At 41.8% G+C, this 20796-nt stretch carries 22 protein-coding genes; 10 read left to right on the plus strand and 12 right to left on the minus strand.

Features of this window, described 5'->3' with window-relative positions; genetic code table 11:
* The first annotated feature begins 99 nt into the window (after positions 1 to 99).
* Genes chrS through chrA form a run of 3 tightly spaced genes read left to right on the plus strand, consistent with a single transcriptional unit; the run spans position 100 to position 1710 of the window.
* Positions 100 to 576: a chromate efflux transcriptional regulator ChrS gene (chrS, locus tag BA81_RS06110; protein WP_024426311.1), complete on the plus strand. Its 477-nt coding sequence runs from the start codon at positions 100 to 102 to the stop codon at positions 574 to 576.
* 16 nt (positions 577 to 592) lie between these two features.
* Positions 593 to 1174, plus strand: a complete 582-nt coding sequence (gene chrB / locus BA81_RS06115) for a chromate efflux transporter ChrB (protein WP_034281186.1) — start codon at positions 593 to 595, stop codon at positions 1172 to 1174.
* Entirely contained in the window at positions 1171 to 1710 is a 540-nt protein-coding gene (gene chrA, locus BA81_RS06120) for a chromate efflux transporter ChrA (protein WP_198422907.1), read from the plus strand. Before chrB ends, chrA begins: the two co-directional genes overlap by 4 nt.
* 33 nt (positions 1711 to 1743) lie before the next feature.
* Here the strand turns inward: chrA and BA81_RS06125 are convergent, their stop codons facing one another.
* Together BA81_RS06125 and BA81_RS19700 are read right to left on the minus strand one after the other, a co-directional pair.
* Positions 1744 to 3063, minus strand: a complete 1320-nt coding sequence (locus tag BA81_RS06125; protein WP_034281187.1) for a UDP-glucose dehydrogenase family protein — start codon at positions 3061 to 3063, stop codon at positions 1744 to 1746.
* A gap of 116 nt (positions 3064 to 3179) precedes the next feature.
* Positions 3180 to 3323, minus strand: a complete 144-nt coding sequence (locus BA81_RS19700; protein WP_003214884.1) for a YwzD family small protein — start codon at positions 3321 to 3323, stop codon at positions 3180 to 3182.
* A 186-nt stretch (positions 3324 to 3509) separates the two neighbouring features.
* Between BA81_RS19700 and BA81_RS06130 the strand changes: the two genes are divergently transcribed.
* Both BA81_RS06130 and BA81_RS06135 read left to right on the plus strand, forming a co-directional pair.
* Positions 3510 to 5117: an SWIM zinc finger family protein gene (locus BA81_RS06130; RefSeq protein WP_034281188.1), complete on the plus strand. Its 1608-nt coding sequence runs from the start codon at positions 3510 to 3512 to the stop codon at positions 5115 to 5117.
* Positions 5104 to 7881 (plus strand): DEAD/DEAH box helicase, encoded by a 2778-nt coding sequence (locus BA81_RS06135; protein WP_034281189.1) that lies wholly within the window; start codon positions 5104 to 5106, stop codon positions 7879 to 7881. The genes BA81_RS06130 and BA81_RS06135 overlap by 14 nt, the downstream gene beginning before the upstream one ends.
* Positions 7882 to 7950: 69 nt before the next feature.
* On the opposite strand, the gene ytvA is transcribed toward BA81_RS06135, so the two are convergent.
* The 3 genes from ytvA to BA81_RS06150 all read right to left on the minus strand — a co-directional run bounded on the left by ytvA (position 7951) and on the right by BA81_RS06150 (position 10516).
* Positions 7951 to 8739, minus strand: coding sequence for a YtvA family blue-light photoreceptor (ytvA, locus tag BA81_RS06140; protein ID WP_034281190.1), 789 nt, complete (start codon positions 8737 to 8739; stop codon positions 7951 to 7953).
* A 153-nt stretch (positions 8740 to 8892) separates the two neighbouring features.
* Positions 8893 to 9753: a Cof-type HAD-IIB family hydrolase gene (locus BA81_RS06145; protein ID WP_211253649.1), complete on the minus strand. Its 861-nt coding sequence runs from the start codon at positions 9751 to 9753 to the stop codon at positions 8893 to 8895.
* Between the two features lie 406 nt (positions 9754 to 10159).
* Entirely contained in the window at positions 10160 to 10516 is a 357-nt protein-coding gene (locus tag BA81_RS06150; RefSeq protein ID WP_034281192.1) for a hypothetical protein, read from the minus strand.
* Between the two features lie 117 nt (positions 10517 to 10633).
* Here BA81_RS06150 and BA81_RS06155 point away from each other — a divergent pair, with 117 nt between their 5' ends.
* Positions 10634 to 11044, plus strand: a complete 411-nt coding sequence (locus tag BA81_RS06155; protein WP_024423692.1) for a YwpF-like family protein — start codon at positions 10634 to 10636, stop codon at positions 11042 to 11044.
* 27 nt (positions 11045 to 11071) lie between these two features.
* On the opposite strand, the gene mscL is transcribed toward BA81_RS06155, so the two are convergent.
* The gene (mscL, locus tag BA81_RS06160; RefSeq protein WP_024423693.1) at positions 11072 to 11467 is read right to left on the minus strand and encodes a large conductance mechanosensitive channel protein MscL; all 396 of its coding nucleotides are present in this window, start codon (positions 11465 to 11467) and stop codon (positions 11072 to 11074) included.
* 127 nt (positions 11468 to 11594) lie between these two features.
* Positions 11595 to 12029 (minus strand): 3-hydroxyacyl-ACP dehydratase FabZ, encoded by a 435-nt coding sequence (fabZ, locus tag BA81_RS06165; RefSeq protein WP_034281193.1) that lies wholly within the window; start codon positions 12027 to 12029, stop codon positions 11595 to 11597.
* Between the two features lie 219 nt (positions 12030 to 12248).
* Here fabZ and BA81_RS06170 point away from each other — a divergent pair, with 219 nt between their 5' ends.
* Positions 12249 to 13304 (plus strand): tetratricopeptide repeat protein, encoded by a 1056-nt coding sequence (locus BA81_RS06170; protein WP_034281195.1) that lies wholly within the window; start codon positions 12249 to 12251, stop codon positions 13302 to 13304.
* A 14-nt stretch (positions 13305 to 13318) separates the two neighbouring features.
* Here BA81_RS06170 and BA81_RS06175 read toward each other — a convergent pair whose 3' ends face one another.
* From BA81_RS06175 to spoIIID, 4 genes are all read right to left on the minus strand, one after another.
* On the minus strand, positions 13319 to 14137 hold the full coding sequence (locus tag BA81_RS06175; RefSeq protein WP_034281197.1) for a flagellar hook-basal body protein: 819 nt from the start codon (positions 14135 to 14137) through the stop codon (positions 13319 to 13321).
* 30 nt (positions 14138 to 14167) lie between these two features.
* Complete coding sequence (locus BA81_RS06180; RefSeq protein WP_034281198.1) at positions 14168 to 15007, minus strand: flagellar hook-basal body protein; 840 nt, start codon at positions 15005 to 15007, stop codon at positions 14168 to 14170.
* 124 nt (positions 15008 to 15131) lie between these two features.
* On the minus strand, positions 15132 to 16133 hold the full coding sequence (gene mbl, locus BA81_RS06185) for a cell shape-determining protein Mbl (RefSeq protein WP_007497573.1): 1002 nt from the start codon (positions 16131 to 16133) through the stop codon (positions 15132 to 15134).
* Positions 16134 to 16317: 184 nt separating this feature from the next.
* On the minus strand, positions 16318 to 16596 hold the full coding sequence (gene spoIIID, locus BA81_RS06190; RefSeq protein ID WP_008343327.1) for a sporulation transcriptional regulator SpoIIID: 279 nt from the start codon (positions 16594 to 16596) through the stop codon (positions 16318 to 16320).
* A gap of 347 nt (positions 16597 to 16943) precedes the next feature.
* Here spoIIID and BA81_RS06195 point away from each other — a divergent pair, with 347 nt between their 5' ends.
* The 3 genes from BA81_RS06195 (at position 16944) to BA81_RS06205 (ending at position 19274) form a co-directional block, all read left to right on the plus strand.
* Positions 16944 to 17357: a MarR family winged helix-turn-helix transcriptional regulator gene (locus BA81_RS06195; protein ID WP_024423697.1), complete on the plus strand. Its 414-nt coding sequence runs from the start codon at positions 16944 to 16946 to the stop codon at positions 17355 to 17357.
* 15 nt (positions 17358 to 17372) lie between these two features.
* Complete coding sequence (locus tag BA81_RS06200; RefSeq protein ID WP_034281200.1) at positions 17373 to 18560, plus strand: MFS transporter; 1188 nt, start codon at positions 17373 to 17375, stop codon at positions 18558 to 18560.
* A gap of 114 nt (positions 18561 to 18674) precedes the next feature.
* Positions 18675 to 19274, plus strand: a complete 600-nt coding sequence (locus tag BA81_RS06205; RefSeq protein ID WP_034281202.1) for an undecaprenyl-diphosphatase — start codon at positions 18675 to 18677, stop codon at positions 19272 to 19274.
* 38 nt (positions 19275 to 19312) lie between these two features.
* On the opposite strand, the gene BA81_RS06210 is transcribed toward BA81_RS06205, so the two are convergent.
* Entirely contained in the window at positions 19313 to 20701 is a 1389-nt protein-coding gene (locus BA81_RS06210; RefSeq protein ID WP_034281204.1) for an MFS transporter, read from the minus strand.
* Between the last annotated feature and the right edge of the window lie 95 nt (positions 20702 to 20796).

Genomic DNA, 20796 nt, shown 5'->3' on the forward strand with positions numbered 1-20796 from the left:
TTGCACGTGATGTTTTCGTTTCGATAGCAAAATAGAAATTATCCAGTCTATTCGTAATGAAATATGATAGAATATCAACAGAAGAAAGGTGGTTATACGGTGTCAAAAGACTATAGCATTCCAAACCTAACATTAGACGAAAGAGATAAACAAATTCTATCCCTATTACACGAGGACGGGCGCATGTCTTATACAGATCTCGGCAAACAGGTCGGTCTGTCACGTGTAGCCGTACAAGCCCGCATTCAGCAGCTCATTGAAGCAGGGGTCATTGAACGATTCACCGCTGTAATTAACCCCGCGAAGGTTGGCATTCATGTCTCTGTCTTCTTTAATGTAGAGGTAGAGCCAAAATTTTTAGAAGCGGTTGCCCTTCAGCTTGAAAAGGAAACGGCTGTCACAAGTCTTTATCACATGACAGGACCAAGCAAGCTGCATATGCATGGCATTTTTCAACATGAACAGGAAATGGAGACTTTCCTGACAAAAAAGCTATACCCCTTAGAAGGCGTTGTCAGTGTGGACTGCCAAATGCTCATTAAACGATACAAAAGCCGCATGGGCATGAAATTGTAGACAGGAGTTGAACCACTTGCAATCATATATCGAACTCATTATCGCTATGGTGCGAACCGGTATTCTCGGTTTTGGCGGAGGCCCTTCCGTCATACCGCTTATTCGCCATGAAGCGGTGGTGAAATACCAATGGATCAACGATGACGAATTCGGAGAAACACTCGCCATCGCCAATGCCTTACCAGGCCCGATCGCAACAAAAATGTCAGCATACCTCGGCTATCGATTAAAGGGTGTATCTGGCGCAATTGTTGCAACAGCTGCTCATATTTTACCTACTTGTCTCGCCATGGTAGCCCTTGTCACACTTGTCAGCGTCTTAAGCTCCTCACAAATCATTCAAAATATGATTGGCGCTGTGACCCCTGTCATTGCGGTTCTGTTAGGCCTCATGGCATATGAATTTGGACAAAAAACGCTGAAAGGATTCGGCATGATCTTCGGGATCGCTCTATTCCTTCTTGCCTTTATTGGACTGCAAGTGCTGTCCATTCATCCAGGAATCATCGTGATGATCTTTTTATTTTATGGCGCTTTTCATTTTAAACTGAAAAATCATTGGAATCGGCCAAATAAAGAGAAAGGAGTGTCTTCATGATCCTGATTCTCTTTTTATTCTGGGCATTCTTTTTATCCAATCTATTAGGATATGGCGGTGGTCCTGCATCAATCCCGCTCAATTATGAAGAAATCGTCAATCATTTTCATTGGATGACGAACGAAGGATTCTCCAATATGCTGGCTTTAGCCAATGCACTGCCGGGGCCAATCGCTACGAAGATTGCAGCATATGTCGGTTATGACGTCATGGGCTGGCCAGGCTTTATCGTGGCACTGCTTGCCACTGTACTGCCGTCTGCTGTTGGGCTGATTTTATTGCTCAAGCTGATTGACCGCTTTCGTCAATCTCCCGTCGTTAAAGGCATGACCTTATCCGTTCAGCCTGTCATTGCGATGATGATGCTTTTATTAACATGGGAAATCGGCGGAGATGCAGTGAAAGCCATCGGCTGGACGCAATCGCTCGCCATTGCTGCGGTCTCCTTTTTCTTGATGACCAAATTCAAGCTGCACCCTGCCTTTCTGATTGTGGCTGCTTTCTTATATGGCGGATTCATTCTGCCGCATTCATAAAAACCGATAACATTCACTGTTATCGGTTTTCTTTCACATATAAATTGGAGAAACTGATCTGCGCCCAATCGAATGATACTCGACCCCAGCCTGTTCTGCCGCTTCAAGTGTATGACAGTTTCGTCCATCGAAAATAAGCGGCCGCTTCATCCATTTCTTATAGGAAGCAAGTGGAAACGACTGAATATCCGCCCACTCTGTTAATAGACAGACTGCATCAGCATCCTTGATCGCTTCTTCAATCGTTTGAGCAAATAAGACTTGATGCGGCAGCTCGCGAGCTGCATGCCTGGCAGCAACAGGATCATATGCCACAAGCTCCGCACCTAATTGATGGAGCTCATGAGCGATCGGAATAGATGGCGCCTCCCTCATATCGTCTGTATTCGGTTTAAAGGACAGACCAAGAAGCGCAATTCGCTTCCCTTCAAGAGCTGCCCCCAGCCGCTCCTGAATATTTCGGATAAAACCTGCCCGCTGCTCATTATTTACTTTGATGACAGCCTTTAGCAGCTCAAAATCATGGGACACATGCCCTGCAATTTGGACAAGTGCATTTGTATCCTTTGGAAAACAAGAACCACCGTAGCCAATGCCCGCTCTGAGAAAGGACGAACCGATCCGCTGATCAAGCCCCATTCCCTGCGACACCCATTCAACATCAGCACCTGTTTTTTCACAAATGGAGGCAATCTCATTCATAAAGCTGATTTTTGTCGCAAGAAATGCATTTGATGCATACTTGATCATTTCAGCACTTTTACGGTCTGTTTTGACCATTGGAAGGTGGAAATCAGCATACATCTCCTCCAGCTGATCTAATACGACTTTTGTTTCAGCTCCAATCACAAGCCGGTCCGCCCTCAATGTATCTGAAATGGCAGAGCCTTCCCGTAAAAATTCTGGGTTAGATGCAATCGCTAGCGGCTCCTTCCGTCCTAATTCTTGATGGATCAACTGATCGATTTGATCACCCGTTCCAACAGGCACCGTACTTTTCACCACAAGGATCGCCCCTGACTTTGCTTTTATCCCCATCTCTTTTGCAGCCTGAAACACATACTGTAAATCAGCTTGGCCATCTGCCTGCTGCGGGGTGCCGACTGCAATCATTAACACATCTGCCCGCGGGTAGACTTCCGCTCCATTTATGTGAAAATGAATTCGTCCCTGCTCAAGATTGCGTTTCAATAGCTCTTTTAACCCTGGCTCATACATTGGGGGATTTCCCTGTTTCAGCTGCATGACCTTTCGGCGGTCAATATCAATACACGCGACATCATGACCTGCCTCCGCTAAACACACACCTGTCACAAGCCCCACATACCCACAGCCTGCAATCGCAATATTCATGACACCATCAGCTCCCCATACTCCTTATGCTTGTAATGACATCGTATGCCGGGAGCTTTCATTCCATTCTTAAAAGCATACAAAAACCCCCTGCCATCACTAGCAGGGGGTCACTTTTATGAAACAAGACCATTTCGAATATGAGCAATCAGATTTTCAAGCATTTCTTTTGTTGTGACATCATTTGAATTTTCACCAATATCATGAGCGTACATCAAAATCTTTAAAAACTCTTCTTGATTTAAACCCTTATTATCCATGTCTGTATCCTTTCGAATCCACTAATTTCATTATTATATGCTCTAAGGTTGGTTTATGCAATACTCTAATACATCATTCGACAGCTTTTGAAATTTATGACCATTTTCATGAAAAACTTTTTTATAAATCCCCATTGAGCTATAATAAAAGAATTGGAATCTTTTACTTGGTTAGGAGCGGATCAAATGCTTCAGCACAACATCAACGAAGAAGAAATCAAACAAACAGCCGAACAGATCAAAGAACTTCTTCCTGCAACAGATGAAAACAAACAACTCATCAAAAAAGCATTGATTACTTATAGACAGGACAGCGTATATCGGCTCAAGCAAGAGTCTGATACCGAATGGTCAGCTTACGTACATGATGTCGTGGCAGCAAGAGTCCACCTTCATGTGCTGTTTCCTGTGAGAAGCAGCTGCTCATGTCCAGCAGATGGACTTTGTAAACACATTCTTGCTGTCTTCTTTTCGCTATACGCTCAAGTAGAGAGTGTGACCGGATTTACAGAAAATTGGTCAGAAAAAGATGAATTACAGCGCAGCAAAGAACTGATTCGCCAGCACTTCCAAGTGAAGCGCCCAGACGAACAATCACTCCAAAGCTGGCTGACTTTTTTCCAAGAGGAATTTAACCTCTGGCTGAAACGGACACCGAAGCATCAGCAAACACCGCAGCATTTGTATTACGGCTATTTATCGATCCTAAAAAAACACGCACCTGCTTCACCTGAATTCAAGAGCTTGTATGCGATTCATACGTCGATCGATGTATGGCTGAGGCTTCATGAACTCATCGACCTCGGCCGGCTTGATGCCGAAAAGGACTTTTATTCCATGAATCCATATGTAGAACAGCTCATGAACACCATTTTCGATTCAGTGGATCATTTGAAGACATACGCCCTTTCCTTTTCCCTCGATCCGTTTCTTGAAAACACACCAACTGCCGTTCGCACACTTCTTCAAATCAATGGACCTTTCCAGCATGAACGAGTAGCGGTCTTTATGGAGATTTGGGGCACCATATTAAATAGAGGGAAATGGGTCAAAAAAGAAACAGAAATACTAAAGAACGCCCAGAAGAAAGAACAAACGGTTGAACGTACCATCGGCCTGATGCACATGGATTATTTACTGAAAGAAGACGAAAGCCTCTTTCAGCAATTACAGCTGCTCAATGCGGATATGCTGCCTAATGTGCTCAATTGGCTGAAGGATCTCACAAACCGAAAGGACTGGAAGCGGCTCAAGCTCTGGTATCATGAAATCACCTATATATTAGAGGAATATTGCCAGCTCGACCTTTCCTACAGAGAACTGCGAGGAGCCGTCAGTGATTTCTTCTTTTATTTAGATGCATATTTTAAGCAAACGAAGGATCATCATTTATATGAACGTTATCTCCAAATCTGTATGCCCTATGCGTTTACAGAATACAGTCAGCTTTTGTATGCACAGCAGCGTTATGCGGAATGGATTGAGATTCACAGCCTTGTTGGTTTCTCCATTAGTGAACTGGAGAAGGATTTGATCAAACAGATTGCAAAAGAGGAGCCGGAAGCCCTCATTCCATCGTACCACCGTGAAATCTCACTGCTTCTCGATCAAAAGAATCGAAGTGCTTATCGAGAGTCTGTGAAAATGCTGAAGAAACTGCGTACGCTTTATCATAAAACGAAAAAAACCGTGATCTGGGAAAGGTATGTAAAGCAGCTGCAAGATTCAACAAAACGGCTGCGTGCGTTCCAAGAGGAAATGAAGAAAGGAAAATTGATTGATGACACGCCATAAACAAATTGTCATTCATGCAGAACAAACTGAAGATTTCTCTTTCACCATTTCAGCGCAAGCAGAGGACGGACACCCTGTTCCGCTTAATGAAATGAAGAGGCAGCTTTTCCAATGGCACGAATCTTCTTTCTACGGAACATTTTTAGAAGATGTCAGCTTTATTGGCACTCCTGCCTTTCTGTTAAGCCCTTGGATGACCGTTGAATTGCTAGGAAAAAATTCATTTAATACGTTTAGTCATGTGACATTAACGGATGAAACGGAACCACTGATGAAGACTGCCTCCACCATTTACGAATTCATCGAGGACGAAGATTTCGTGCCCGATTATGAGGCGTGGACAAAAGGCGAGCTTCGGTTTAAAGATAAAGAAGGCCTATTAGATGGTTATACGGCTGATTGGTTCTCCTTTGCTGTACAGGATTACATTCAGTATGATGATGCCTTGCAGCACAAATGGGAACTCATGAACGCACAATCGCCTGCGCTCTCAACCTTCCAAGGACATTTTCTAGATGAGCAGGATTTCTTGGAGACGATTGGCTGGATAGATGATGAGACGCCGTTCACTGTCGGCTTGCGCTTAAATGAACCGGATTTTGACGGAGATGATTGGAAAATCGAATTGTTTTTGCGGGACAAGAAAAACAGTGACCTTCACTTTTTTGAAGGCATTCGTTCATTGAAAAGATCTTGGCATCCGTATCAAGATAAAATTTCAAGAGAGCTGGAACGATTCAGTCAAATCGTCCCTTGGCTTTCTTTCACATCTGGCACCACACTTATGTCAGAAGAAGAAGCATGGCTCTTCCTATCTGAAGCAAGTGAAACACTTGTCAATATGGGCATTGAGATTCTGCTCCCATCGTGGTGGCAAATTGTTAAAGACAGCACGATGATGTTAAAAGCAAGGATTTCTTCTACACCGCGAGGCGAATCGCATGTCGGAATGGACGCATTAATGGACTTTAATTGGCGCTTTGCTACAAACGGCATTGAACTAACAGAAGATGAGTTCAACGAACTTGTCCAAAGCAAACGGCGCCTTGTCAACATTCGAGGACAATGGATCAAAATAGACCCGACCTTCATTCAGCAAATGAAAAAGTGGATGGAGCGTGCCGAAAATGAAGGGCTTCACATGTCTGATATTTTGTCACGCGAACTGGCAGATCAAGAAGCTTCCTCTGAATCGATTCCAGAACTACTAGACAGTTCAGCATTTGCCCATATTCAATTTGAACTTTCATCGCAATTAAGAGGGCTTGTCCACCAATTAAATGATTCGCACGAGCTGCCTTCTTACGAAATGAGTGAGTCCTTCAAAGGCACACTGCGTCCGTATCAGCAGCATGGCGTGAATTGGCTTTTATTTTTAAGATCTCATGGATTTGGGGCTTGTTTAGCAGATGATATGGGTCTTGGAAAAACGATTCAAATGATCGCGTATTTCACGTATTTGAAGGAGCAGGAGCAAAATGCCGCTCCATCTCTCATCATTGCGCCGACCTCTGTTTTAGGAAACTGGCAGCGAGAGCTCGAAACATTCGCACCACATTTGAAGGTTGCCCTGCATTATGGCCCATCGCGTCCACAGGGAGAGGACTTCACAAAAGCATACAAGTCAACAGATATTGTTCTGACGTCTTATGGACTCTCACATTCTGATCGTGATGAATTAACGGCAGCAAAGTGGAATACCATTTGCTTAGACGAAGCCCAAAACATCAAGAACGCCCATACGAAACAATCGAGAGCGATTAGACAGCTCAAAGGACAGCATCACATTGCCCTCAGCGGGACACCAATGGAAAACCGTTTGACAGAGCTTTGGTCCATATTCGACTTCGTCAACAAAGGATATCTCGGCAGCCTGACCAGCTTCCATAAAAAGTTCGTCCTTCCGATTGAAAAAGACCGTGAAGAAAAAAGAATTGAACAGCTCCAGCAGCTGATCAAACCATTTTTATTAAGACGAACAAAACAAGATGAAGAGGTTGCCCTGAACCTGCCTGAGAAACTCGAAGAAAAAGAATTCATTCCGCTCTCCGCTGAGCAGGCGTCTTTATATGAACAGCTTGTGAAGGATACATTTGAACACATGGCATCATTAACAGGGATGCATCGAAAAGCCATTATTTTAAGTATGCTTGGCAGACTCAAACAGATTTGTGATCACCCTGCGCTCTATTTAAAAGAGAGCGGAACAGATGTGAAACTGCTGAAACGTTCGTTAAAAATGGATAAACTCGCAGAGCTGTTAAAAGTGATACATGAGCAAGGAGAAAGCTGTCTCATCTTTACGCAGTATATTGAAATGGGCAACATGATCAAGCAGCTGGCAGAAAAGATGTTTGGAGAACCGGTCCAATTTTTAAATGGCAGCCTCTCAAAACAAGAGCGGGACAAAATGGTGGACCGCTTCCAGAAGAAAGAATTCAACATCTTAATTCTCTCTTTAAAGGCAGGAGGAACAGGACTCAATCTAACCGCTGCAAACCATGTCATTCACTACGATAGATGGTGGAATCCTGCTGTGGAAAACCAAGCGACAGACCGAGCTTATCGGATTGGACAAAAACGATTTGTTCACGTCCATAAGATGATCACAACGGGCACAATCGAGGAAAAAATCGATCAAATGCTCGAAACAAAACAAACATTAAATGATCAAATTATCCAAAGCGAGAGCTGGATTACAGAGCTATCGACAAACGAACTAGAAGACTTATTTACCTTAAGTGCCGCCGCTCAATCATCTTAATCACAGCAAAAAGAGGACTTTTCTCAAGCCTAATGAAAAGTCCTCTTTTTTATTTCATATAAACGTATGCTAAATGTTCAGTTTTTTCAATGCAGATTTCACATTCATATACGTATTTAATTCACGGAAGTCCTCTCTCATTTCTCCCATCTTCATTGCAAGATTCGGTTTAATTCCTGTCACAATGAGTTCAGTACCCGTCATTAAAATCAAATCATTCAGCTTAAAGATCGCATCTGCCACAAATGAATCCACTGCTAATAATCCGGACAGATCGACAATAAAATAATCATCCTTGGATTGAGAGATATAGGTGGAGACCGTTGAAATGATCTTATCAAATCTAGGCGCTGTTAACGTACCAATGATCGGTAACACAGAGATACCATCTTTCACAGGAACGATTGGGACCGAAATATTCAGCACTTCATCAATTGATTGCTCAAGAAGCTCCTGCTGTTCCTTCTCTTTCGTGACATCCTTTTGCAGACCAACGAAATAAAGACGTTTTCCTTCCTTTTCGTCAATCCAAAGAGGAGCGACACTTAACTCGTTCCAAAACATTTGTCCAGATTTTTTATAATTTTTCAGCTGAACCGTGACAGCCTCTTTGTTCTCAATGGCTGTTCTAATTTGTTTGAGAGCGATTTGCTCAGTTTCATCTCCCTGAAGGAAACGACAATTCCTCCCCAATACTTCGGTTTCTTGATAGCCTGTCATATCTAAAAAGCCCTTGTTCACATATATTAAAGGATTATCAGGTAAAGACGGGTCCGTCACCGTCAGGCCAACCTGAGTATAGTCCAAGGCTTCCTTGATTAAATGCAGATTTTCGGACTTATAAGATTCCAGCGCCATTCGTTTACTCTCCTTATTTTCCTTACAAGCGGGTTATATTCATAATTAAATTATATGATGTTCCACATCATGTGTAAATAGAAGTGGTTCTGAATTCCTCTTTTGTAGAATGCGCTTCATCCTATGTGATTTATACCACGACATCTGATTCATCTATTTCAAAAGGTGACGGATCATATGCGCGACACCATGTTCATCATTTGATAACGTCACGTGATCAGCGATTTCTTTTATATCCTGTCTCGCATTCCCCATTGCAACCCCAACACCAGCAGCTCGAAGCATTGATTCATCATTTAAACTGTCTCCTACAGCCGCTGCCCTACTTAAAGGAATACCTAGTCTTTCTGCCAGCCTTGTTAATGCCTGCCCTTTAGACGCGTCCTTTGAACCAATTTCAAAGTTATGATCAGCCGAACTGACCAATGTTACATCTGAATCATCACCAAACATCTCCCATCCAGCTTTCAATCTGTCCTGAAAGAAAGAAAAACCTAAGATATTGTAAAATGAAAGTTTTCGATCCTCACGAAACAATTCTTTATATGTATCAATATAAGAAAAACCCGACTGGCTGTATTGAACTTCTGCCGCTTGTTTTAAGACATTTTGATCCGTTTCTGGATTTGCACTTTTTAAACGGTCCATTTCAATCGCAAGAAGCTCTCTTCCGCGATTTGGTGTGAAAATGGCTTCGTTTGTAAAGACTTCATAATAATAATCACGTTCTTCAAGCCATGACAATATATGTTTAGCCTTTTCTTCTTGTAAAGCAGCTGAATGGTACACTTGTCCAGTTGGATCATGAATCACAGCTCCATTGGCACTAATCACCCATGTATTCATACCAAGCTGGTCAAAAATAGACCTCACATCAAAATACGCTCTCCCTGTTGACACGACAACCTCAATTCCATTCGCAGCTGCTTCCTTTAATGCCTGCTCGTTTTCCTGACTCACTTTGTGTTCACTGTTCAATAAAGTTCCATCTAAATCCGTTGCGATTAATTGAATGTTTGTCATCGTTCTCTCCTTTTTGTCTTTATTTTCAACCGACATACCGTTAACAAAATCCATCATCATTATGAAATGAGTATCCACTATTTGCAAGAGCTGATCGGTTAAACAGTGAATAAAAGGGTATCCGGCCACGCAAATATGACCGGATACACACAAAGGGGATTCACAAGGGGACACATGACCTATACAAAGAAGCATTGGTTCTATATTACGCAGTGTTCATATGAACAAGGCAGCATCTATCAGCTTTAGCTAGAGGGGGGCTGTCAGATGATAGACATTACCTTTTGATTCGGGACTTGCCTCCTTTCCTTTCAGCTACCCCTAGTCTACGGAGAAAGGCCGTATGTGACAAAACAGGAAAATAGCAAAATAGGCCTTCAAATTCTCTATATCCTCATTAATTTCTGTTTTTTACCGCTTGCGTATAAAACATCATCTTGTTTTGTTTGATAAAATACTTATTTTTCATAAATTGATAAAAAATATCTGAATGAATCCAATTACTAGAAGGCATGTGAATATAATCAGATCCATCCCACGCAAACCAATAAAAACAAAGCCGGCCATCATGAACCGACAACTGAAACTCAAAACAGTCCATTTGATCCTCGGTGACATATTGAAACGTGAGTGACTCTCCTTCTTCCATATACACATCACAAAATGAAAGAATATCTCCCCACGAATAAACACGTATATCACTCTTTGCCTTGTCGTCGCCAATATGAATGTTTCTCAATTGATAGGACTCCATAAAACATCTCCTTTCACTCATGTGCAGCTAGTTCTAAGCAGGCAGCGGTTTCATTTATACAGATGTTGTATGCTATAATAATACTTACGAATAATGAACGCTTGTGAGGTGATAAATATGAAAACCTTTAGGCTGATTGATTTAAAAATTGAACTTGATCCACAGCAAGATAAAATGTCCAGCATTCCCCTTCGTGACGGTTTAATCATTAATAAAGAAGACGGTGAAAATCACTGGATGATCGAGGCACTCATTCCAAAGAAACATAGACAGGTGTTTGAGGTACTCTTTCAGCAGCACACAGAAGTGAAGATTCTTGTAACGATCACTAAAGAAAACAACCGCCCTGTTCATCTATCTGTCCAAGTCAAAAACATCGTTGCCTTAGAAGAAAACATTTCTGTGTTACTCGATGGTAAAATGATTACAAATCGTTACAGAACAGAAACTGAAGAAGTATTAAAAGACCTCGTCAAAGAGGGGCTGTCAGGAGAAAAACTACTGGATGCTTTTAAACAAAACACATAAAAAAGAGCGGGATCAGCCGCTCTTTTTCTATTGCACATCTTTAGACTGGCTTTGATTTTTCAATAGATCTCTAATTTCAGTTAGCAAAACTTCCGTTTGATCCGGCGTTTCCACAACCTCTTCTTCCTCAACCTTTTTCCGTTTTAACTTATTCAAATAACGAATAAAGATAAAAATGGAAAACGAGATAATTAAGAAATCAACCACTGTTTGAATAAAGTTCCCATATAAAATTTGAGCGGCTCCGATTTTAATGGATAAACCGCTAAAATCATGCCCTCCAATAATAATACCGACAAGCGGCATGATTAAATCATTCACAAGAGAAGTGACAATTTTGCCAAATGCTCCCCCAATGATGACACCTACAGCCAAGTCAATGACATTGCCCTTGACGGCAAACTCTCTAAATTCTTTCAGCATCCTTTATCACCTTCATCTTTTTTTGTCTAATATGACGTTTTTTTGTCAAAATTGCAAGTCCTTATCCGTTCTAACTGAACGTTTCTAAATAAAAAAGCGATTCATGCTTGATGAACCGCCAGAAAAATCATGATACTTTAGGACCAATAGAAAATGTCAGTTCTGCTTCACATGCAACCTCGCCATCTACCGTCGCTACTGCTTTTCCTTTTGCAACCGGCCCGCGGAGGCGCGTCACTTCAACCTCTAAACGAAGCTGGTCTCCAGGCTTGACCTGTCTTTTGAAGCGGCATCCGTCAATCCCTGCAAACAAACCGATTTTTCCTTTGTTTTCTTCCTTGCCTAACATAATCACACCAAAAACCTGTGCGAGTGCTTCTACTATAAGCACACCCGGCATGACTGGGTAACCAGGAAAATGGCCATTAAAAAATTCTTCATTCACTGTGACATTTTTAATTCCAACCGCTTTTTTTTCTCCCTCAACCTCTAAAATACGGTCGACCAATAAGAATGGATAACGGTGTGGAATAATGTCTTGAATTTGCTGAGCATCAAGCATATCTTGATCTCTCCTTCTTTTCTATATCGCTGATCTTCATTTGATTCCTATAGAAGTATATTATGAATGCTGGCATTTTTCAATATTCGCCTTATGCATATGGTAAAAAATAGAATCTACCATTACCAATTGTCATCAAATATAATCCACACTACACTCAATGTTTTTTCACAAATATGGTAATATATATTACATCATTGATTGAATAAGAGGGTAAAAATGAATTTTATGAGCGATAAATCCGTAAAAAAACTTCTCCATTCCTGGTATACAATGCTAAAGCATCGACATTTTTCGAAGGCTGAAGAAATCAAAAAAACACTGCTAAAATATAAACGGAAATTATCAAAAAAACAAGAACTCTATTTCCATTATCAGTTGATGCTTTTCCGTCACCAGCTCTGGATGAATCAGACAGAGGACTTAGAAAAACTCAAACATGAACTGCTGCCCCACAAAGATGAAATGAACGAAGAACTGCAATATTATTTTTATTTCTTTCTCGGATTATATGAATCTTTAAAAAGTGATCAAAATGATGCGATTCATTATCTCGAAAAGGCTGAGGAACGACTGCCATTACTTAACGATGAGCTGGAGGAAGCAGAGTTCCATTTCCGTACAAGCGGTGTTTATTATAACAACCGTTACTCGTTGTTATCGATTCGTCATGTTCAAAAAGCCATGGATATTTTTGCAAAGCACGGTGATATCCATAGCATCTATCGGTGTAAAATTGTGCTCGCTCTTAACTATAGCGACCAAAAAAAATATAAGGAAGCGGAAGATATTTTCATTGAAATTATTGATTACGTGAAAAAGATTGATGATCAAGAGCTGCTCGGTATCGTTTATTATGATGCTGGCTTTATTCAGTCAAGACAAAACCGTCATAAGGAAGCGCTGGAATACTTCAAAAAAGCGCTTCGTCTTCCAGCATACCGAAAGTCAGCACACTCCTATGTATCGTGCCTATACGAAACTGTGCGTTCCTGTTTTAAAGAAAATTTAACCGATGAAGGGATGAAGTATATTCAAAAAGGTCTGAAAGAAGCTGTTGCTTCCCAGTTTGATATATTAAGAATGAAGTTTCAAATCTTATCTCTTCTCTACAGCCAAACGCCAAAGGCAGATGAGCAGATCGCCACGCTCGTCACATGTCTTGAACGAAAAGAAGCCTGGATTGATCTTGAGGATCTTCTTGCTGATGTCTCAGATTTTTATAAAAAAAAGGGCGACTTTGAGCGAGCCGCCTTTTTTATCATGAGAGGCTGATACCAGCCTGCTGATTATCGAATTGTATTAATTAATCCCAGCATTTGATCGCCCATCGTAATTGTTCTTGAATTCATCTGATAGGAACGCTGTGTTGTCATGAGGTCTGTTAATTCTTTCGACATGTCCACATTTGATGTTTCCAGTGCACCTTGCTGAAGCTGAATCGCCTCTCGGTTTGCTCCATTTAGTGCTGTTAATGCACCTTGATAGGTTCCATCAACTGAGAACAAATTATCTCCTTCAGAGACAAGTGCTGACGAATTATTGACTTGTACAACGCCCAGATTCACTTGCTGATTGGGTTGATTGTCTCTTGAAATCGCCGTAAGCCGCCCATTTTTATCGATTGAAATATCACGGAAATTTGCATTTAAGACGATCGCATTTCCGTTTTCATCAAGAATCGGATAGCCTTCGCTCGTGACAAGCTGCACTTGATTACGATTATTGCCCGGCTGCAAGTAAAGTGAACCATCTCTTGTATAACGGATATTACCGCCGGCGTTGACCTGCAAATACTGCGACGGCGCTCCGAAGGCAACATCAAGATCACGTCCTGTTTCTTTAATAGAGCCTTGCAGCGAGTTAATGGACGCATTGACCATTGTCCCCGTGCCAAGCCTTAACCCAGCAGGTGTCAGACGACTGTTTGCCACCTGCTCATTTTTTTCATCTACCTGATTAAACTGCTGTCTGATCAGCTCTGAGAAACGGGTGTTTTTCGCGCGGTACCCTGTTGTTTCACTGTTCGCGATGTTATTGCTGATGATGTCAAGCTGCTTTTGCACTTCATTCATCGATACAGCTGCGTTTATCATCGTTCTAAGCATGAGAATCCTCCTTTCTTTTTCATTTCTTGATTAGTACACTCTGCCAATTTCATTCACTGCTTTTTCTAAGCTTTTATCATACGCCTGAACCACTTTTTGATTTGTTTCAAATGCTCGGTAGGCCGTTGTCATATCTGTATATGATTTCGTTACATCCACGTTCGAGAGCTCCGATACGCCTTGGCTTAACGTATAGGACATTTGACCGTTATTGACTGCACTTGGCAGGGGCTGGTTATCAGCTGTACGGTATAAATCATTTCCTTCACGCGCTAGGTTTCTTGTATCCATCGCAACACGTACATCGATTTGACCAAGATTTTGCCCATTTTCAGACACAGTACCATCTGCATTCACTTTGAAATTCTCACTCTGAACCGTAATCGGCTGACCCGTCACGGAAAGAAGAGCACGGCCATTAATCGTCAATTGATTTTGTGCGTTCAATGTAATGGAGCTGCTTTTCGTATAACGAACGCCTTCTGGTGTGTTGACGGCATAAAATAGCGCTGATTTCTGATTGGTCTCCGGATTGATCGGCACATTATTTTCAACTAGTGCTATGTCTGTTGTTTGATCTGTTGTTTTTAAAGTTCCCTGTGTAAATTGAGGGATTAATTCCTGCATATATGTCCCAGTATTGATTCCACCAATCGGCGATTGCAGTGGAACGCTAAAGCCTTTGCCTGAGGATGTTTGGAAACGTCCTGATTCCATTCGGCTCAGCAGCATTTCTGGAAATGCACGCATTGCCCCTTCATCCGCTTTATAGCCTGGGGTATTCGCATTTGCGATATTATTTGAAAGCATTTCTGTCCGCCGCTCTTGAGCGATCATGGCAGATGTTGCGGTGTATAGTCCTTTTAACACGTGCTCACCTCATTCAAATTCTTTCACATGACCTAAACACAATCTTCTATGAAATATATCGGCTGATTAGCAGGGTTCTTTAATAAAAATCCCCCATTCTTTCTAAAAAGAATGAGGGAAATCATTAGCTGAGTTTACGCTTTGGCAGCTTGTCCATATTATCAAGCATCACGCCAGTACCAACTGCTACACAGTCCATTGGATTTTCAGCAACGAAAACTGGTACTTTCAGCTCTTCTGCAAGCAATTGATCAAGCCCGTTTAGAAGAGCTCCGCCACCTGTAATGATGACGCCGCGATCGATAATATCAGCTGATAATTCAGGCGGTGTTCTTTCAAGAACTTGTTTCGCAGCCTGAACAATCGCAGATACAGATTCACGCAATGCTTCTTCTACTTCTTTGCTTGTGACGGTAATCGTTCTTGGTAATCCTGTCACCATGTCTCGTCCACGAATCGAAATTTCTTCGTGACGTGCGTCTGGGAATACCGTTGCAACTTGGATCTTGATATCCTCAGCCGTGCGCTCACCGATCAACAGCTTGTACTCTTTTTTAATGTAGTTTAGAATTTCCAGATCAAATTTGTCTCCAGCCATTTTAATAGAAGAGGCGGTTACAATGTCACCCATTGAGATGACAGCGATATCTGTCGTTCCGCCTCCAATATCTACGACCATGTTTCCACTTGGCTGAAAAATATCCATACCAGCACCAATCGCTGCTACTTTTGGCTCTTCTTCAAGAAATACATGCTTACCACCGCTTTTTTCAGCAGCTTCTTTGATCGCCTTCTGCTCAACAGATGTAATATTTGTCGGGCAGCAGATGAGCATACGCGGCTTAGAGAACAGCCCTTTCACATTTAATTTGTTAATAAAATGCTTGAGCATCGCTTCAGTTACTTCAAAATCAGCGATTACGCCGTCTTTTAATGGACGAATCGCAACAATATTCCCAGGCGTACGTCCAACCATACGTCTAGCCTCTTCTCCAACAGCCAAAACTTTTCCGCTGTTTTTGTCAAGAGCTACCACAGATGGTTCATTTAACACAATTCCTTTTCCTTTGACATGAATCAGTACATTGGCAGTACCAAGATCAATTCCAATATCCCTAGCAAACATCTATATATATCCTCCTTGAAAATCTGTTTCCATAGCAAATACCACATTCTGCCCTAATTATATATTCTATCATAATTTGCAGAAAAAAAGATATTTCTTTACAAAAGTCTTTACAAAATTTGTGGATAGAAACTACCGATATGAGGAAGATATATATATCATGTTTATGAACAAAGAACTAAGCTTACTGTTTCACAGGTTCGCCTTCTAAAATTTCTTCTTTTTTATACTTTAACTTGGTGGCTTCTCCTCCTCGCAAGTGGCGGATTGATTTATGATAATCCAGTATCTCCTTTACTTCATTAGCCAGATCTGGATTAATTTCTGGCAGTCTTTCTGTTAGATCCTTGTGTACAGTACTTTTAGAGACTCCAAATTCTTTCGCAATAACACGAACGGTTTTCTTTGTCTCCACGATATACTTTCCTATCTTGATTGTTCGCTCTTTGATGTAATCGTGCACACCACTCGACCTCCCTAAAATGGATGTGAGAAGTGTGAAATGAGATCCGTATGAAGATTATCCATTTTCAGCGGCGCTTGTTCGTCGTAATTTCTCATCCATTAGGTAGTAAATGCCAAACACGATCCCTCACCTCAAACACTCTCTTTGTCAGGTTTGTAACAGTGTATTAGCATTGAATAGGGAATATGCTAAAAATGAAGATGGGACAAGGGATTTATCAGAAAAGGCAAAACAAAAAATCATTTCGAGGCGCGAAAATTTTCACTTTACAAGAAAGAGTTCAGCACGTAAAATAGAAAAGGTGAATTTATTTACCTAGCTAAATATTTAAAAAAGGTGAGCATATGGATACGTTAAATAGAGAGTGTTTACATCAAATACATCAAGGCGCACGGCTGCTGTCTAAAAAGGCGAACGAAGCGCTTGCTGCTTATGACTTGTACATGTCCCAGTGGACTGTGCTTTTTTGTTTGGATACATTCGGCCCGAAAACCCAAAAAGACATCTGGACATATTTGAACGTCGAAGCACCGACCATCACCAGAACCGTCACCCGTTTAGAAGCAAACGGCTGGGTGAAACGTGTACAAGGAAAAGACAAACGTGAGAATCTGATCGTGATGACAGATGATGCAAAAGCCCGATTTGAAGAAATCAAACGCACGATGGAACAATTTGAAGAAGAATGTCTTTCAGATTTTACCTACGAAGAAAAACAACTCCTCCATACACTTTTACACAAATTATCAACTGAATAGGAAGTGACATACATCATGAACGAACGCATATGGACAAAAGACTTTATCATGATTGTCCTGGTGAATTTATTTACGTTTACCTCTTTTTATGCCCTTTTGACATTACTGCCCATTTACACAATGGATGAACTAAATGGAACAGAATCACAGGGCGGTCTCCTTGTGACGGTCTTCTTATTATCTGCTATTGTGACAAGACCGTTTTCTGGAGCCATTATTGAGAAATTCGGCAAAAAACGGATGGCGATTTTCTCTTCTACAGCCTTTGCCTTACTCACTTATTTATACATCCCGATTGATCAATTCCAAACGCTTCTTATGCTGCGTTTCGTACAAGGGATCTTTTTTAGTATTTTGACGACAGTCACCAGTGCCATTGCAGCTGATATGATCCCGAAACATAAACGCGGGGAAGGACTCGGATACTTTGTGATGTCTATGAACCTCGCTGTTGTCATCGGTCCGTTTATCGCACTGAATCAAGTAGGAAAAATAGGATTTCATTCATTATTTCTTCTCTTTTCCATTATCGTGACCATCGGAGCCGCTTTTACGATGCTGATTAGACAGCCAGAGCCTGAAAACGGTGGAAGCATTGTCTTCCGATTCACGTTTTCTCACCTGTTTGAAAAAGGCGCATTAAAAACAGCGGCCGTCGGCATTATTATTTCCTTCTGTTATTCGCCGATTATTTCATTTATTTCAGTTTATGCCAATTCACTTCATTTGATGGGTGCAAGCAGTTATTTCTTTATTGTATTTGCGGCTGCAATGCTTGGATCACGTCCATTTACAGGCAGACTTTTTGACCGGGTTGGAGCTCACGTTGTGATCTATCCTTCGATTGCCCTTTTTGCCATTGGTTTATGGATGCTGACAGCGACACATTCAGCTACAATGCTTCTTCTATCAGGCGCTGTGATTGGACTTGGCTACGGTTCGCTCGTGCCATGTTTACAAACACTTGCGATTCAGCACTCACCAGCTCATCGTACGGGATATGCGACGGCTACTTTCTTCACCCTGTATGATACAGGTATTGCTGCCGGCTCATTTGTCTTTGGACTCCTTGTCAGCTTCACAGACTTTTCAAATGTGTACCTCATTGCGGGTATTGTGGTCTTACTGAGTATGGGCGTTTTTTATTGGAGCGAACGAAAACCTCAGGAAGCAAAAGCACAAAAGGTCTCCCTTTCAGAGTAAAAGGGTACTATTTTAAACTTCGCCGGAAACATGCTAAAATATAGGATATTCCAAATAGAGCATACAGGCTTTGTTGAAAAATAGTTAGCATTAAGCGAAAGTATAGGTGATGTTTTGAATTACGAATTGTTTAAAGTCATACACGGGATGGCTCACCATTCTGAGTTTTTAGATCAGGCCATGATCTTTATTACGAAAAAGGCCATTCTTGTGTACGCCCTTGTCTTATTGATTTGCTGGTTATTAGGGAATCACAAATTTAAGAAGCATGTCTTCTTTTCCGGTGTAACAGGCATTGCAGCACTTATCGTCAACTTTGCCATTACATTGTTTCATTATGAAGAGCGGCCGTTTGTGGCGCATAAAGTCGACACACTCATCCCGCACTCAGCAGATGCTTCCTTCCCAAGTGACCATACAACAGGTGCATTGGCTCTTTCACTTGCCATTCGATCCCGTAATAAAAAGCTTGGCAACATCTTGCTCGTCTTTGGATTACTTACAGGATTCTCCCGCATCTGGGTCGGCCATCATTATCCATTTGATGTTTTAGGCAGCTTGGTCGTATCGATTGTGGTTGTCTTTATCATGAATAAATTATGGAAGTTCTTTGACTCTCCTATTGATCGTATCGTGACATTTTACGAGACAATTGTAGGGAAAATTTTCAGAAGGAAGACAAAGGATCAGGGCTCAGACCTGTCCAACTCTTAAGCGGACTTGCGATAACGTGATGAAGATTCTTCTTCCACTTATCGCGCCGCTTTTTTTATTGGCTTTCCCCCTCTAACCATACTCGAAAAATAAAGACTGACACCAATGCCAATAAGAGAAATGATGATCAATGTCCAGCCTAACTGCGCAAAGTGAGCACCAGCAATTTCATCCCCAAACAGCATACCAAGCACAGCAGACGACAGAATAGAACCAAGGTAGCGGCATGTTTGAAAAAGTCCAGAGGACGTGCCAATCATGTGCTGAGGACTTGCCTTGAGCATCGCAGCTTGGAGCGCAACATTCCCAATCCCATAACTGAGCCCAAGCAGAGCTAGAACCAATCCTTTCCCCCATAATGGCGCAGGAATAAAAAAGAAAGTCATGGCAGACGCTCCAGCCAGCATCAATACAGCACTCGCTAAAACTGGATGGCGTTCATCCCCGCGATCCACCCACTTTCCAGTCAGCGGTGACACAATAATACTCACCCCTGACATACACAGCATAAAAAGACCCGTCATCTCCACACGCCAGCCTAACTCATCCTGAAAATAACTCGGCAAACCAAAAAAGAGACAATAGAAAAAGATATTTAAAATGATAAATTGCACATACACAAGTGACAGCCGCTGCTTCTCCCTGAACATCCGTATTTGAATAAACGGTTCATCCACCTGATACTCCCACCAGATAAAAGCGCCTGCACTCAGGAGACAAAGAATACCTTGAACATATTGAATGCCATCACCCAGTGATAATAAAAATGAAAGCAGGAGAACAATGCAGACGGTAAAAAGAAGCATCCCTGGCAAATCGAGTGTTCGCACAGTTTCGCCTATGCGGAGCTTTTTCTTCTTCTGCTCCTTCGGAAACAAAAATAGGCCGAGAAAGAAACTGATCAAAATAAAAGGCAGATTCACTAAAAAGATAGCCGGCCAGCCGCCAATGGTCATCAAAAATCCGCCAAGCGTCGGCCCAAGCGCCGTCATCGCTGAAGCAAAAATGGATAATACCGCTAACGCCGAAGCCTGTCTTTCTTGAATATGATCCCGAATGAGTCCGACCCCAGAAGGATAAATGGCACTGCTTCCCATCGCCTGTAACAAACGGATCACAATCAGCACCGCAAACGTTGGGGCAAACGGCGCGCAAATGGCTGAGACTGCGACAAGAACCAGACCGAATAAAAATAAGGTTCTCCGGCTCATGACATGATCCCCAATCCGGCCGCTCACCGGCTGCGTCACTGCACTGGCTAAATAAAAAGAAGAAATAAGCCAAGATACGGTCGTAAACGACAAACCGAATTCATGCTGAATTTGATGCAAGGCCAAAGAAATCATTGATGAATTCAGTGGATTCAACATCGTTCCAAAGGCAATAGCGGTTAAAAAAACTTTTCGGTTGTCTCTCCACTTGTTCATACACTGACCTCCTTTTTGCAATCCTTTCGTTATTATGAGATTCATTTCCCTTTTTTACCCTAATCAATTCAAGTTCTCTCTTAGAAAAGCAAGAC

This window comes from Bacillus safensis FO-36b, from assembly GCF_000691165.1.
Lineage (GTDB): Bacteria > Bacillota > Bacilli > Bacillales > Bacillaceae > Bacillus > Bacillus safensis.